The organism is Streptomyces sp. NPDC058291 (genome assembly GCF_042880855.1).
Classification (GTDB): domain Bacteria; phylum Actinomycetota; class Actinomycetes; order Streptomycetales; family Streptomycetaceae; genus Streptomyces.
In genome coordinates, this window is record NZ_JBHVYK010000024.1 from 65959 (window position 1) to 80633 (window position 14675).

Here is a 14675-nt window from a genome sequence, read left to right on the forward strand (position 1 = left end):
ACGTCCTCTCTGTCGGTCTCGGGCGGGTCGAGGCTGACAGGGAAAGTGCGTGCACGCAAGTTTGCGTGCACGCACTCATGCATGGGACACTGGCACCGTGACGACACCACCGCCAGGGCTGCGGGAGCGGAAGAAGCAGGCCACGCGTGAGGCGCTACGCGAAGCGGCCCTGCGCCTGGCCGTGGAGCGCGGACCGGACCAGGTGCGGGTCGAGGACATCGCCGAGGCCGCCGGGGTCTCGCCGCGCACCTACAACAACTACTTCGCCAGCCGCGAGCAGGCGATCGTCTCCGCTGTTACCGCGGACCGGGAGGCACGGATCGCGGCGGCGGTCACGGCCCGGCCCGCAGGAGTGCACCTGGCCGACGCCGTCACCGAAGCAGTGGTCGAGCAGTACACGAACACCGGCGAGCGCGAACAGCAGGCGCTGCTGCTAATCACCACCAGGACCGCGCTGCGCGACGCATTCCTCGACACCACCGCCGACATCGAGCCCCCTCTCACGGCGGTGATCGCCGAACGCCTAGGTGACACCGGAGCGCACACAGCCCGCGTTCTCGCGGCAAGCGTGGCCGCGGCGGTTCGCATCGCGCTGGAAGGCTGGCTCCGGCCGACCGGGAACGCAGAGGCCGCCGACAGTTTCGGCGCCGGAGGACTCGTCGTGCCCTCCGGCTCACTGCCCGACCAGCTCCGCGCGGCCCTGGCCCCGCTCGCGCCCGCGTTCGACGCCGCCGAGCGACGCACCCAACTGTGAAGCCGACCCCACTGGGGCATCCGCTGGACAAACAGTAGATCCGGAACATGCCGATGCACCCGGCCGCCATCATCCTCGTCGACCGAGTCAACATAGATGACACCGCGTCAGGTCGCGATCTACGACTGGAGTATTAGGTCTGCCCCCAGTTGAGCCTTCATGGTGAAGAGGTACGTCACCGCGCAGGGAGATCTGGGCCGCGGCGCGGCAGGGTCCGGCGGGGGAGAGCCGGTCAGTGAAACCCGTCGGGCTCAAGCCGACGGCGGCCCGAGCGAACAGACCAAGCCAATGGCATTACGTGGTCTGGCGGTGGCGAAAGGCGCTGTGTGATTCTTGGCCCCGCGGAGCAGTCTCCGTAACGGGGAGGGAACATGGCTGAATCGAGCGATGTCGTCCGGCTACGAGACCCGCATACGGAATCCCGGCACGACCGCATGAAGTGCGCACGGCTATGGGTGACCGCCACGGATTCCCTTGCACGGGGATTTGAGCCGATTGCCCATCCCTCCCTACGGCCCGCCGAGCGTCGCGTACCGGATGACGGGCTGGCCCACTTCACCCGGGCCTTCCCGCACAACACAGCGCTGTCCGCTTGTTCTTGAGGCGTACGAATTCGGCACCTGACCGAAAATCGCCCGCCGTTATGCCTCGGTCGAGGGCGAGCGGACGCCTGCGAGGACCGGACCGCCGGCACTCGACTCCGCTCGTGCATCACACCATCCCCCACGCCCATCGGAGAGTCGCCATGCGTGCACTACCCCATTTATCCCTCGCCGCCTCGACTGCCGCGATCGCCGCTGTGTCCGACGACCCGGTGTGGGCGCTGCGGGGCGACGCCGAGGCCACACACCTCCAGGCCATCGCGCAGTGTCGACGCCGACGGTGGGTGCTCAGGTGTCCGACTCCCTGCTGACCAGGCACGTCCCGGCAGGGCGGCGGCTGCGATGCCCCGAGGAGCAGTGGGAGCTGGCCCTGGGGCAGCCGCATGCGTCGCTAGGACCGGGGGTGTTCTGCTACCGGGGATTCCGGTTCGCGCCAGGGCCGGTCCGCAGACGTCTGGAGATCCCGTGCGGGCTGGCGACCCTGGTCCTCGGCTTCGGCGAAGCCCTGCGGATCTCACCCGTGGGTGCGGCGCATCGGACCCGCACGGTCGTATCCCTGCTGAGCCCGCCCACTACGCGCCCAGCGCTGGGCGAGCACCACGGAGGGATCCGTGGCGTCGAGGTGATGCTCGCGCCGTGGGCGGCCTTCGAGCTGTTCGGTGTGGCCCTCGGGGACTTGCCCGAGCCCGGGGTGGAGCTCTCCGAGCTGCTCGGTGTCCGGGTCGATCACTTGGCGGAGCAGCTCGCACGGGCCTCGGGGTGGTCCTCCCGATTCGCCGTGGTCGACCAGTTCCTGCTGCGCTGCCGCGAGGGCGGCCCCCGTGCGGCCGCTCGGGTGGTCGAGGCCTGGCAGCGGCTGGAACGTTCCCACGGCCGCCTGAAGATCACCGCCTTGGCCGAAAGTCTCGTCTGGAGCCAGCGCCAGCTCGAGCGCGGGTTCGCGGAACAGCTCGGGCTGACTCCCAAACGGCTGGCCCGCGTGCTGCGTTTGCAGCACGCGGCGGCGCTGCTCACGGCCGGCCGCAGTCCCGGTGAGGCCGCGTCCAGCTGCGGGTTCTGCGATCAGGCGCATCTGACACGGGAGTTCACCGCGCTGACCGGACGCCCGCCGCTACGTTTTCTCGCCGAATATCAGAGTGGGGGAGGGGGTGTCGACCGGATGGCCAGTCGCATTACCAGCATTCTGCAAGAAGGCTGAATCCCGCGCAGCGGTCTCACTCGCCCCGAATGGGCGGGAATCCGCTGCAGCGTTGCGTCCCGTACCTGCCGTGCATGTCGAAAAAATCCAATGTCGATTTCCTTCAATACCGGCCGACCGACCGAATGCCAAGGTCGCTCATCCGACGAACGTCGGGCCGATTGACCTAGAGGGGAGAGTGACATGCTTCGCATGCTGGAATCTGCAGGGCAGGCCCTGCTCGAGCGATTTGTGCCCAAGATTTCCGCTTCGGCGCAGGTCGGGCCGCAGGGCTGCTGGAACGCGTGCTGGCAGTGCAACGTGGCCAACCATTACCAGAACGTGAACACCTGGTGCCGCTACAACGCTCCGTGCTGTGGCACCGCCGGCGGTTACCTGAACTGCTACTGCTGACCGTGCTCGTGGGGCCCGGGGCGTCGGCGTCGGGCCCCGCTCCACAGCGTCCGGGCGGGGGCGAAGGCCCCCTGCGCAGGACGGATGCGCCGGCCCACTCGACCTAGCAACTCTGGGGGATCGTGGAGCCTTATCTCTCGACCTGGATCAGGTGTCTGATCGGTCTGGTCTTCCTGGTATCCGCGGTGAGCAAGGTCCGTGGCCGCCAGTCCTTCGTCGACTTCGCCGCGGCGGTCGAGGCACTGGCCCCCGTGCCCGGGGCGCGCAGGCTGCTGGCTCCCGCTGTGGTGGCTCTGGAGTTCGCTGTATGCGGGCTGCTGATCGCGCCACTGCCCGGGGCGTTCCGGTACGGCGCCTGGCTCGCGACGGGTCTGCTGCTCGCCTTCGCTGTCGGTATCGCGTTCGCCGTATGGCGGGGTCAGGCCACGGCCTGCCGCTGCTTCGGGGCTTCCGCGACACCCGTCAGCGGTTGGCAGGCGGTACGCAACCTGGCACTGGCCGTCCCGGCCGGTGTCGCGGCCCTGGTCGGTCCGGGCTCCGGCGGCACCACCGGCGCAGTCGCCCTGACGATCGTGATCGGGCTCGTGTGCGGCGCACTCTTCACCGTGCTCGACGAACTCGTGGAGCTCTTTTTGCCGGGTACGGGCACCGCCGCGTCGCCCGCCACCATGCCCACCACCATCCGACAGGAGAAACACCGTGCCCCTCGTGATCGCCGCCCTCGTCTTCGTCGGGGCGTTGTGCATCCTCAACCTCGTGCTGAGCCTCGGCATCATCAAGCGCCTGCGGGACCAGGCCGAGATCCTCAACCGCGACGGCAGCTCTAACCCGCCCGTCTCGGTCGGCATGGGTGACGAGATCGGCGAGTTCACCACCCTCACCCTGGACGCCGAGCCGGTGGACGACGCGAGTCTGCGGCACGGCGACACCCTCGTCGCCTTCTTCTCGCCGAGCTGCCGCCCGTGCCAGGAGAAGCTGCCGAAGTTCGTCGACTTCGCCCCTTCGTTCCCCGGCGGCCGGGACAAGGTGCTCGCCGTCGTCGTGGGCGAGCCGGAGGAGGCCGCCGACATGCTGGAGCGGCTGCGTCCGGTGGCCCGGGTGGTACGCGAGTCCACCACCGAGAAGGGGGAGATGAGCAAGGCCTTCGACCTCCAGGGATTCCCTGCCGTGCTGGTCGTCTCGCCCAGCCCCGAGTACGGCCGCCCCGTCGTCACCGCCGACAACATCGACCTCGACGTACCGGTGCCGGCCCGGTGAGATCGCTCCGCCGACGCGTACCGGCTTCCTCGGAGATCGGGACCGGGACCGGGCACACACGCTCCGCGCGCCGGCGCGTCACCGCCGCCGTCGTCCTGTGTGCCACTGCGGCGCCCTGGGCCTCGGTCGGTTACGCGACGCTCACCCTCACGTCCGGCCTGGTACCGGTGCTGATCGCGTGGATGACGAAGCTCCTGATTGACGGATTGACGCACGACGCGGATCTGCGGACGCTGCTCATCCCCGCGCTCGGTTACGTGCTGGCGGCCATCATCGTGGGCATCGGCCCGCTGGCCGCCCGCTATCTGCGGGGGGTGGTGGACCGTGAGGTGGGGCTGCTGGCCCAGGACCGGCTCTTCACCGCTGTGGGCCGCCACCCCGGCCTGGGACGGCTGGAGGATCCGGCCTTCCTGGACCGCCTGCGGGTGGCCCAGGACGTGGGCAGGACGGTCGCGGGCCAGCTCGCGGACGCGGCGCTGTCCGCGGGCCGCTCCCTGCTGACCGTCACGGGGTTCATGGTGTCGCTGGTGGCGCTCAACCCGGTGATGGCGCTCGTCGTTCTCGCGGCGGGCGTGCCCTCGCTCGTGGCCCAGCTCGCCCTGTCCCGGCACCAGGCCCGTGCCGTGCTCGAAGTGGGCAGGATCGAGCGCAGGGAGGACTTCTACGCCCGGTTGATCGCCGCACCCACCGCGGCGAAGGAGATCCGGCTCTTCGCGATCGGTGACTTCCTGCGGTCGCGGGTGCTGGCCGAGCGGCGGGCGGCCAACGCCGTCACCCAGTCCGTGGACGCACGCCAGACCAAAGTGCAGAGCGTCCTGGAAGTGCTGTCCTGCCTCGTCTCCGGAGCCGGTCTGGTGTGGGCGGTGTTCGCGGCCCACACCGGCGACCTCACAGTCGGCGGGGTCACGATGTTCGTGGCGGCGGTCGATGGTGTGCAGGGCTCGCTCGGCAGCCTGTTGATCCAGCTCGCGGCGTCCCAGCGCGCGCTGCTCATGTTCGACCACTACCTGGAGGTCGTCGAGGCCGAACCCGACCTTCCCGTGGCCGCTGAGCCGGTGCCGCTGAACCCCCTGCGACACGGAATCGAACTGCGCGACGTCTGGTTCCGCTACGCCCCGGACCATGACTGGGTGCTGCGCGGCCTGAACCTGTTCATCCCGCACGGCGGTTCCCTGGCCCTGGTCGGCCTGAACGGTGCCGGCAAGTCCACGCTCGTCAAGCTGCTGTGCCGCTTCTACGATCCCACGCACGGCGCCGTGCTGTGGGACGGAGTCGACCTGCGCGACGCCGATCCGGTGGAGCTGCGCGCACGGATGAGCACGCTCTTCCAGGACTTCCAGCACTACGACATGACCGCTGCCGAGAACATCGGACTCGGTGACCTGCGGCTGCTGGAGGAACGCGACCGGATCGAGGCCGCGGCGGCCAAGGCGGGCATGCACGAGAAACTCGCCCAACTGCCCCAGGGATACGACACGATGCTCTCGCGCACCTTCCACCACGACGTTCCCGCAGAGGAACACCGGCCAGGAACGCTGCTCTCGGGCGGCCAGCACCAACGCCTGGCCCTGGCCCGGGCCTTCATCCGCGAAGGACGCGACCTGATGATCCTCGACGAACCCTCCGCGGGACTGGACGCCGAGGCGGAGCACGAGATCCACCTCTCGATCCGCCGCCACCGGGCAGACCGCACCAGCTTGTTGATCTCACACCGGCTCAGCGCCGTGCGCGACGCGCACCGGATCGCCGTACTCGGCGACGGCCAGGTGAAGGAGGAAGGCAGCCACCGCGAACTGCTCGGGTCTGGGGGCGAGTACGCGCGCCTGTTCGCCCTCCAGGCCGACGGGTACACGGACGACGGGCATGGCCCGGGCACCGTCGGTCCGGCCGACCCGGTGGAAGCGGCGGCCGGACGATGATCGCGGACCGCGCCGCGGTCGTCACCGCCGCGCTCACCCGCCGTCTGGTGGCCGTCACCGTGGACGGAGTCAGCATGGAACCGGCCTACCGGGACCGTGACCAGGTGCTGGCAATCCGGGGCACGCGGCTCAAGGTCGGCAGGGTGGTGGTCGTCGAGTCCCCGTTCGGCACCAGCGGCTGGAGACAGCGGGCGCTCGCGGCGAAGGCGGCCCCGTCCCTCGTGTCCCAGCGCCGGTGGATGATCAAGCGTGTCGTGGCCCTGCCCGGGGACCCCGTCCCGCGCCGGGACGTCCCGACACTCGCCGACGTGGCCGAGGACCGGGTACCGAACGGCATGGCCGTACTGCTGGGCGACAACCAGTCGGCGAGCTTCGACTCCCGGGCGTTCGGCTATTTCCCCCTCGAACGGATCCTGGGCGTGGTGCGAGTCGCCGTACGTTCACGGAACGGCTCGCCGGGTTCACGGGAGCCGTCGGGACCCGTGGGGGCCGTCTGACCGGGGCGAGTTCAGGAAGCGCGAGGGAAGGCCTCTCGTACATCCCCGACACCAGGGAGGAAGGGGCATGGGATTCGACCTGCACATCGAGTGCCAGCCAGCAGAGGGCGAGGCCAACTGCGAGGCCGCGCATGCGGTGGCTCACGGCATAGCGCACTACGACTGACCAGCGATTCCCCCGTCGTCTCAGGACACGTTCCTGCACCTGAGTCCCAACTCCCATGGCATTTCCCAGGGCCGGGTCCGGCCCATGCTGGAAGATGGGGATGTGCTGCCCTACGTCTATCGCGTCACCAAGTACGACCCCGCCGACCGTGATGAACACGGTCACTACGGTGGCCCCGAGGACACGGTCAGCGATCATGGCCAGGTCGAGGCGGCCTGTCTTCAAGCGGTCGAGGCCTTTGCAATGAGCACCGGAATCGATCACCTGGACGTTCGCGAGCCGAAGCTCCCGTCCCCCATGCACTTCGGCGTCGAGCAGCCGCTGGAGGGCTTCGGGCTCGACGGACTCTTCCCGACCGGCGCATCTGGCTTCCACGACGGGACAGAGGTGCCCCTCGACATCGCGCGGGACTGTAAACAGCTTTTGTTAGAGCCAGTAAGCGGCTCCTGGAAGTCCGCCCTCGAAGGCGAGATCACCGACCACCTCGGCTATGACAAGCACGACCCTGCCGGGAAGAACGGCGGCGACAGCCGCAACGGGACCCGGGCCAAGACCGTCCTGACGGACGTCGGCCCGGTCGAGATAGCTGTGCCCCGCGACCGCGAGGGCAGCTTCGAGCCGAAGATCGTCAAGAAGCGGCAGAAGCGCCTGTCCGGCGTGGACGAGATGGTGATCTCGCTGTCCGCAAAGGGACTGACGCCCGGTGAGGTCCAGGCCCATCTGGCCGAGGTCTATGGCGCCGAAGGATCCCGCCAGACCATCTCCACGATCACCGACAAGGTCATGGACGGCATGGCCGAGTGGCAGAACAGGCCCCTCGACCCGGTCCATTCCACCGCCGGAAACCTGGACCATGTCCCGGACCTCGCGGCCCCCACCGGTGTTGTCCAGTACCGGCACGACTGGCCGACGCACCAGGGCGCGAGCGGGCCCCGCCCGGACTCCGGGCTGCCGGACGTCGACCTCATGCGCGCGTTCGGCGGGAGGCGAACGGCTTCCTGCGTCCCCACCCCGGTCCCCTGCAACAGTCCATCGCCGCAAGGACAACAGCACGATGTGCGCTGGCGCCTCTGGGAGCCCGCCCGCTACCTGGCGGCCGAAACGCCACGGCTGTCGGCTACCGGTCAGTGACCTGCCGGGGAAGCGGCTGACGGCCGAGGTCGGCGACGACGGCAGTTGTCCGGCTGGCAGCTTGCCTGACCTGCCGCAATGCGCCGCCACGGGGAAAGCGGGGCCGTTTTCGTCGCTGCGCCGACTTGGTCCGGATATCTGACGCAGACTGCGTGTACCCGCCTCGCAGCATGGCCCATGGCCGAGTCCGGTACGCGGTGACAGCAACGGAGAACCAGATGAAGGCCCGCCAATCAGCAGCCCCGCCGACGCCAGCGCCCGTTCCAGCGGATGAGCAGCCCGTTGATGCCCTCTCCGGCCGCTACCGGTTGGGCGTGAGAATCGGATCGGGAGGCATGGCCGACGTGTACGAGGGTGTTGACACGCGCCTTCGGCGGTCCGTGGCCGTCAAGGTGTTCCGGCCGGGCCCGGACCCGCAGACGGAGGACCGTCTCACCGCGGAGGCCGTCCTTTTGGCCCGCCTGCAGCACCCGGGACTGGTCACTGTCTACGACGCCGGCCGCCACGACGACCGCACCTACCTGGTCATGCAACTGATCAAGGGTCCCACGTTGCGCAGCCTTTTGGCCTGTGGAGCGCTGCCTGAGCGGCGTGTGGTAGATGTGGGTGCCGCCCTCGCGCGGGTGCTGGCGTATGTCCACCGGGCCGGCGTCGTGCACCGTGACATCAAACCGTCGAACATCCTCCTCGACGCGGCCGGTGCTCCTCACCTGGCTGATTTCGGCATCGCGCGCCTGGCCAACGCCACCCGCCATACGGCACCGGACGTGCTGATAGGCACCGCCGCCTATCTGGCACCGGAGCAGGTTGAGGGCAGGCAGATCGGGCCGGCCGCCGACGTCTATGCGCTCGGCCTGGTCCTGCTGGAGTGCTTGAAAGGCGAACTGGAATACCAGGGCACCCCGTTGGAAGCGACAGTCGCCCGCCTGCACCGCCCACCCGAAGTCCCCACCTGGCTCCCCTCGGAACTCGCGGCCCTGCTGCGGGCCATGACCGCCCAGGACCCGGAGGCCCGCCCGGACGCCGAGCAGTGCGCGCAAGCCCTCGCCTCCCGGCACGCCGGACCTGATCCATACCCGCTGACGCCCTCGGCACCCTCCGAGGCACGCCTTCCGACGCTGCCTCGGGAGGCGGCAGTCACCCGGCGCAACCTCCCCGGCGGCACTCGCCACAGCCGTCGCCTGGCAGCGGGCGCGGCCCTGGCCCTCTCCGTGGCCCTGGGCGCGACTCTTGCCGTCCCATCGAGCACTAGCGGGAGCGATGACCGGGAAGCAGCGACGCCCGCCGAAACTCCCGCGCACCCGCCTTCCGGTACGGCGACTGCCAAGAGCGGGCCCGGTGCCCTCCCACCCACGCGGTCTCACGGCGCTCAGCCCCCCTCTAGGGCATTCGGTGCGTCCCACCCTGCGGCTCCGGCAACGGGATCTCATACCCAGCCCGTCTCTAGGACACTCGGCGCTTCTTATCCGGCAGCTGCCCCGAGCTCGGGCCGCAGCGCCTCTGCACCGCCCGCGAGCCCCAGGCCGCCCGGATCGGCGTCACCGCCGCCACGATCCGCGCCGACCGCAGCCGGGGCCGCCGGCCCGAGCCGGACGACACCTGCGGCGGCGCCAACCGCTGGTACGGCGTCCCCGTCACCAAGGTTCTCGAAGGGCGGCGCCGCTACCGGCGCACCGCCCAGCCCAAGCCCGACGCAGTAGAGGCCGAGGACCAAACCCGCCGTGCCGTCACATGCTCAACCTTCTGATAGGGCTTGGTCAGGTCCGTATGGGTGTGGGTATGTCGCGGTGGCAGGTGGGGCAGGCGCCGGCCCGGGCGGCGAGAAGGGTCTGGAGTTCTCGGACGGCTTGGTAGAGGCTCAGACCTGCGCCGCGTCTTTCGGGTCTCGTGCCAGTCGTTGCAGGGTGCTCGCCGCGGCGGCGAACGCGAAGACGCCCGACCCGGTGTCCTGCCAGCTGACGGGGAAGACGGCGAGGGGCGCGTCCGTGAAAACTGGTCGCCGTGAGCAGCACGCAGGATGGGGTTCCCGGCGATCGGACCGGCCGCGGCTGCCAACGCACCGGTGACGATGACGGTCGGACGGCGCCGCCGCGTGGCGCCCGCCAGCAGCGCGGATGCGGCGATCGGGGACAGCGCGGCTCCGTAGCCGATCTGGCCCCAGTCGGTCAGGGCGTTTCCTCCCCGGCCCGGTGCTCCATCGTGCCCTTGCAAGGTTATGAGGGGGTGAGGGGGAGGTCGTCCGTATAGGCGTTGACGGGTGGGAAGACGTGGCGGATGGTTCGGACGTCCAGGGCGGCTTCAGCTGTCTTGGTGCCGAGTCTGCCTCTGGGGTGCCAGGTGCCGGTCACTGTCAGCCAGCTGTCGGCGGGTGGGGCGGTGGTGGTGTACATGCGGACCTTGACGGACTGTGAGTCCGCTGCGCAACAGGTGAAGATGATGCGGGTCAGATACCAGCCGTTGCCCCGTCCGGCCGGAGTGGCGAACCCTGTCATCTGGACGGTGCGGTTCTTGATGGCCAGAGCGCGGTCCTGTTGGACCCGACTGGTGAAGTCCGTGAGGGTCATGGGCAGCGGCGAGGTCGCGGGCAGCGGGTCGAAGCCCTTGTGTTCCTTGACCGTCTTGTCGTTCGAGCGTGCCGCCGTGTAGGCGCCCAGGGCCGGCGGCGCGTAGAAGAGGAGACTCAGCGCGGGCAGGAAAAGCAGCCACGCGATGCGGGGCGCGCGGCTGTGGTCGTGGCCGTGCGCACGGTCGGCGTGTGCGGTGTGTCCCCTGCCCGTAGCCGCCCCTGCCACAGCGAGCAGCAACAGCAGCACCCCGGAGATGATCAGTAGCGGGCGCAGGCCCTCCTTGACGTAGCGCAGGTAGAGGTCGGTGAAGAGAGCGGCGTGCAGCAGGCCGATGCCCGTCAGGGCCAGCAGGATCACCTGTACGTGACGTCTCACAGCAGCGCACCTGCGATCAGGGCGCTTGCGATGACCGCCACGACGGTGGTCGCGGTGCAGAAGCGCCAGGCGAAGGCCCGGCCGAAGGTGCCCGCCTGAAGGGCGATCAGTTTCAGGTCGACCATCGGGCCGACGACCATGAAGGCCAGCCGCGCGGTGGGCGAGAAGCCGGCGAGCGAGGCGGCGACGAAGGCGTCGGCCTCCGAGCAGACCGCCAGGACGACGGCGAGCCCGGCCAGGAACAGTACGGAGAGCCAAGGGGAGCCGGAGAAGGTATCCAGCACCGAGCGCGGCACCGCCACGTTGAAGGTGGCGGCGGCCATGGCGCCGAGCACGAGGAAGCCGCCTGCGTGCAGGAAGTCGTGCTGGAAGCCGAGCCGGAACTCGTTGAGGCGGCTGTGGCCGGCCTGATGGCCGGCATCGCGCGCGGCGGGCTGCAGCCACTTCGCACGCCCCAGCCAGAGCCAGAGCCAGCCCATCATGACGGCGGTGGCGAGCGAGGCGAGCAGCCGGGCGGCGACCATCGCGGGGTTGCCGGGGAAGGCGACGGCCGTGGCGGTGAGCACGATCGGATTGATCGCGGGCGCGGAGAGCAGGAAAGCGAAGGCGGCGGACGGGGTGACGCCCCGGCAGATCAGACTGCTCGCGACCGGCACCGAGGCGCACTCACAGCCCGGCAGCACCACCCCGGCAACGCCGGCCACCGGAACGGCGAGGGCGGGATGCCGGGGCAGCGCCTTGCTGAACAGGTCGGCCGGCACGAAGGCGTTGATCGCGCCGGACAGGGCCGTGCCCAGGAGGAGGAAGGGCAGCACCTGGACAGTGATGGCCAGGCAGACGGTGCGCCATGCGGCGAAGGCGGGCCGCTCCAGCCACTCCGCGCCGGTGAGCACGAGTACCGCGACCAGGCCGACGGCCGTCGCGCCTGCGAGGAGCAGCGGACCTGGCCCCGGTTGACGCGCCGGCGATCCGGCGGACGCCCTCGGCGCAGCCACCGAACCAACCATTTCATCCGTTTTCATATCTTTTACTCCGGATGTCGATGTCGTGGCCGAAGATAGGCCGGGGGCGCGTCCCCGGACGTGCGCACACGCCGTCGCACGCCAAGTGTGATCTTCGCGTCCGGCTGGGGGAGGGCGTCTCGGTGACCTGGTTGGGGGCAGGCGTAGTGGAGACCCTGGCCCCCATGCGGAGAAGCAGTGATGACGACCTCCCGTGCTCAGCGGCTCCCTGCAGGGGAAACGCGTGACGCCCGGCTGGCCCGTTTAGAGCAGGAAACACCCAGCTACGGCACGCCATCGACTCCCACGCCACGGTCGATCAGAACATCGGCGTCCTCATCGCCGCCCACCGGCTGCCGCCGGCCGCCGGGTTCGAGGTGCTGCGCGAGGTCTCCCAGCACCTCAACACCAAACTGCACACGGTCGCGGAAACCCTGATCCGCTGGGCATTGGGGCGCCATCCGCTGCCCGAACCGCTGGGCGAGGAACTGGACGCCGCGGTGCGACACCGCTCATGGCGCGATCCGCCGGAGCAGTACGGGTGAGTCGTCAGGCGTGGAGGGCCTGCTCGACGGTCGGATGGATGTCGATGAGGGTGTTGTCGAGGCCGACGAGCCGCAGCACCTGCATGACGGGTTCCCGGGCGCCGGCGAGGCGTAGCCATCGCCAGCTGCACAGGGTTCGTAGTGGAGCGCACCTTGAGGTTCCACAGCTCCGGGTCGTCGCTCAGACTGCACACCGCGACCGCCGGCGCGCGTGCCATCGGACCCTGGCCCCTTGCCGAGCGTCGATCCGAAGTTGCTACTCAGCCGATGAGGAAGGCGGGCAGGCGCTGGTTCACCACTTCGTCGCGGGGTAGGCAAAGACCGAATCGCTTCTCTATGAGCGCCAGTGTGTGGCGGTCGCGGTCGAGGTAGGACTCGCCTGTCGGTCGTGCGTACTCGCCGTCCGGGTGTAGCACCCCAGCCGCGATCAGCTCCGGCAGCAACAGGTCCGGCTGCTCACCCCATCGCCAGACTTCTTCGCCGATTCCGAAACTGCAGACTTCCACACCGTCTCTGGCATAGGAGAACATCGCTGGCGGATGGTCCGGGGAAGGATCCAGGTGGATGCCTTCCACGCCGTTCCGGGAGATCTCCGCCAGCCTGTCACCTCCGTCGCTCATCCCGTACTCAACGGCGAAGGACCAATCACCCCAGGCGCCGACCCGGACGACGTCATCGTCGTCAGTCGCCAGGTCCAGGACCAGGCTCCAGGCCTCGGTGTCCGTGATCGGTGACACGATGGATCCCGGCGTGCCGCCCATCCGTACGCCCAGCTCCTCCGGCTCGATGTCGCGGGCGAAGACGACGCCGTGCCGCCAGTTGTCCTGGTCCACAAGCCACTGAATGCCGTCACTCATGACGTCTCCCCCTCAGAGCACAGGATCACTCCGTCCGTGCCCACCAAAGTGATCAGGCTAGTGGACAGGAGCGACAGGGCTCCGGACGCGGACTGATCTCCCGGCCCCAGCAGGGCGATCAACCTTCGCTGTCACGAAAGACCCGGTCATCAGCCTTCGATGGCACGCGCTCAAGTTGTGCTGGCACAGGGCACCGGGGGAGGGCCTCGCCCGCGAGGAGATGACGCCGTGCTGACGCTGCCGATGACGCGCCCGGCACCCGGTCCGCACGGGCCACAACCTGGGACGTTCCCCACCGACCAGTAACCCCATGACGCTGATGACGCTGTCCCAGCCCATCTCTCTGAACGAAAGAGGAGGAGGAAGGAAGTAGAGACATGGCGCGCCAGAGCGTCATCAGCGTCCGCCGGCCGGCCCCCGGACGGTAGAAGCCCAGGTCAACACCAACGTGGGAGAGAACGGTGCAGCGTCATCCGGCCGCGTCATCGATTGTCCCGTGCCACTGGATCTCGACCGTTCGCCATCGGACTTCGACGGACGCGAGTTTGTGTCATCGGAGTTTGATCACCGCAGGTCAGCGACTCAGCGCGCCGAGTGCGCTGAGTCGCCGACCTGCACTTATGTGCAGTTCCTCGTAAACGTGCAGGTCATAGCCTTGCGATCGTCGTGCAGGCTGCTCGATTGGTGGGGACGGTGGGGTCAGGAAGGCTTGACCGCCGAGACCGGGGTGACGGTCACCTTGTTGTCGCACTCGGCCCACACCCCGTCGTTCAGGGCGACCTGGTGCTTCCCGGAGTGCGGCAGCCCGATGACCATCGTCGGATACGCCACCGGGTCCCTGCCCGACACACAGTAGCCGTCGGCCTCTCCCTGGACCTGGACGAAGGTCAGCTTCACCCACGCCCTGCCGTGCGGCCGGACCGTCACGGTGGCCGCCCTGCCGGTGCGGGTGACCTTGAGCGGGGTGTTGTGGGCGGGGGAGCCGTTGCCGGCGCCCGCGACCGTCGGATGGCCCTTCAGGACGCACGTCCTCCGGGAGACGTTGGTGAACTGCACGACCGCCGCCCCGGTCCCGGTCCCGACGGGCCGGTGGACGGCCTGCCGGGCGCTGACCTGGAGGGCGGAGGCCAGGCAGGCGGGTGGCGGGGTGGAGGTGGTGGTGCTCGCCGCCATGGCGGTGCCGGGCAGGATGCCGGTCACCGCCGCCGCGACGGCCGTGACCGCCGTCGTCGCCAGAGCCGCCCTGCGAATGCCGTTGCTGTGCCCCATGCTGTCGTCCCCCTGAGTCGTCTCGTCCGCGGGTTTCGGTCGTCGGTTGTTGCCCCGCGGTACGCGTGGTCGTGGTACGTGAGTGCAGACAGGGCGGGAGAGCGGCAGGGTTCCGTGCGGCGACTACTTGTGACGGAACGGTGA

At 69.4% G+C, this 14675-nt stretch carries 12 protein-coding genes and 2 pseudogenes; 10 read left to right on the forward strand and 4 right to left on the reverse strand.

Going from position 1 to position 14675, the window contains the following annotated elements; all coding sequences use genetic code 11:
* Positions 1-97 precede the first annotated feature (97 nt).
* From ACFVYK_RS15230 to ACFVYK_RS15270, 9 genes and pseudogenes are all read left to right on the forward strand, one after another.
* Complete coding sequence (locus ACFVYK_RS15230; RefSeq protein WP_389773423.1) at positions 98-754, forward strand: TetR/AcrR family transcriptional regulator; 657 nt, start codon at positions 98-100, stop codon at positions 752-754.
* Between the two features lie 894 nt (positions 755-1648).
* Positions 1649-2554: a helix-turn-helix domain-containing protein gene (locus ACFVYK_RS15235; protein WP_389773425.1), complete on the forward strand. Its 906-nt coding sequence runs from the start codon at positions 1649-1651 to the stop codon at positions 2552-2554.
* Positions 2555-2737: 183 nt separating this feature from the next.
* Positions 2738-2947, forward strand: coding sequence for a hypothetical protein (locus ACFVYK_RS15240; protein ID WP_389773428.1), 210 nt, complete (start codon positions 2738-2740; stop codon positions 2945-2947).
* Positions 2948-3069: 122 nt separating this feature from the next.
* Positions 3070-3774 carry a MauE/DoxX family redox-associated membrane protein gene (locus tag ACFVYK_RS15245; protein ID WP_389773431.1) on the forward strand — a complete coding sequence of 235 codons (705 nt, stop codon included), beginning with the start codon at positions 3070-3072 and terminating at the stop codon, positions 3772-3774.
* Positions 3704-4204: a TlpA disulfide reductase family protein gene (locus tag ACFVYK_RS15250; protein WP_389773434.1), complete on the forward strand. Its 501-nt coding sequence runs from the start codon at positions 3704-3706 to the stop codon at positions 4202-4204. The genes ACFVYK_RS15245 and ACFVYK_RS15250 overlap by 71 nt, the downstream gene beginning before the upstream one ends.
* A 182-nt stretch (positions 4205-4386) precedes the next feature.
* Positions 4387-6123, forward strand: a complete 1737-nt coding sequence (locus ACFVYK_RS15255; RefSeq protein ID WP_389773437.1) for an ABC transporter ATP-binding protein — start codon at positions 4387-4389, stop codon at positions 6121-6123.
* Positions 6120-6620 (forward strand): S26 family signal peptidase, encoded by a 501-nt coding sequence (locus ACFVYK_RS15260; RefSeq protein WP_389773440.1) that lies wholly within the window; start codon positions 6120-6122, stop codon positions 6618-6620. The genes ACFVYK_RS15255 and ACFVYK_RS15260 overlap by 4 nt, the downstream gene beginning before the upstream one ends.
* A gap of 463 nt (positions 6621-7083) precedes the next feature.
* Positions 7084-7620, forward strand: a pseudogene (locus ACFVYK_RS15265) (transposase); the annotation flags it as partial.
* 632 nt (positions 7621-8252) lie between these two features.
* Positions 8253-9617, forward strand: a complete 1365-nt coding sequence (locus ACFVYK_RS15270; protein WP_389773443.1) for a protein kinase — start codon at positions 8253-8255, stop codon at positions 9615-9617.
* A 513-nt stretch (positions 9618-10130) separates the two neighbouring features.
* Here ACFVYK_RS15270 and ACFVYK_RS15275 read toward each other — a convergent pair.
* A complete protein-coding gene (locus ACFVYK_RS15275; RefSeq protein WP_389773445.1) occupies positions 10131-10859 on the reverse strand; it encodes a TIGR03943 family putative permease subunit in 729 nt (242 codons plus the stop codon).
* Positions 10856-11866, reverse strand: coding sequence for a permease (locus ACFVYK_RS15280; protein ID WP_389773518.1), 1011 nt, complete (start codon positions 11864-11866; stop codon positions 10856-10858). Before ACFVYK_RS15280 ends, ACFVYK_RS15275 begins: the two co-directional genes overlap by 4 nt.
* Before the next feature lie 287 nt (positions 11867-12153).
* Here ACFVYK_RS15280 and ACFVYK_RS15285 point away from each other — a divergent pair.
* Positions 12154-12405: pseudogene (locus ACFVYK_RS15285) on the forward strand (ANTAR domain-containing protein); the annotation flags it as partial.
* A gap of 260 nt (positions 12406-12665) precedes the next feature.
* Here the strand turns inward: ACFVYK_RS15285 and ACFVYK_RS15290 are convergent.
* Together ACFVYK_RS15290 and ACFVYK_RS15295 are read right to left on the reverse strand one after the other, a co-directional pair.
* Positions 12666-13262 carry a hypothetical protein gene (locus tag ACFVYK_RS15290; protein WP_389773448.1) on the reverse strand — a complete coding sequence of 199 codons (597 nt, stop codon included), beginning with the start codon at positions 13260-13262 and terminating at the stop codon, positions 12666-12668.
* A gap of 699 nt (positions 13263-13961) precedes the next feature.
* A complete protein-coding gene (locus ACFVYK_RS15295; protein ID WP_389773451.1) occupies positions 13962-14531 on the reverse strand; it encodes a DUF4232 domain-containing protein in 570 nt (189 codons plus the stop codon).
* Positions 14532-14675: the final 144 nt, after the last annotated feature.

Coding starts and splice junctions, on each gene's coding strand:
- ACFVYK_RS15295 (WP_389773451.1), bottom strand. CDS start 14,531: ATGGGGCACAGCAACGGCATTCGCAGGGCGGCTCTGGCGACGACGGCG.
- ACFVYK_RS15255 (WP_389773437.1), top strand. CDS start 4,387: ATGACGAAGCTCCTGATTGACGGATTGACGCACGACGCGGATCTGCGG.
- ACFVYK_RS15260 (WP_389773440.1), top strand. CDS start 6,120: ATGATCGCGGACCGCGCCGCGGTCGTCACCGCCGCGCTCACCCGCCGT.
- ACFVYK_RS15270 (WP_389773443.1), top strand. CDS start 8,253: ATGGCCGACGTGTACGAGGGTGTTGACACGCGCCTTCGGCGGTCCGTG.
- ACFVYK_RS15280 (WP_389773518.1), bottom strand. CDS start 11,866: ATGGTTGGTTCGGTGGCTGCGCCGAGGGCGTCCGCCGGATCGCCGGCG.
- ACFVYK_RS15240 (WP_389773428.1), top strand. CDS start 2,738: ATGCTTCGCATGCTGGAATCTGCAGGGCAGGCCCTGCTCGAGCGATTT.
- ACFVYK_RS15290 (WP_389773448.1), bottom strand. CDS start 13,262: ATGAGTGACGGCATTCAGTGGCTTGTGGACCAGGACAACTGGCGGCAC.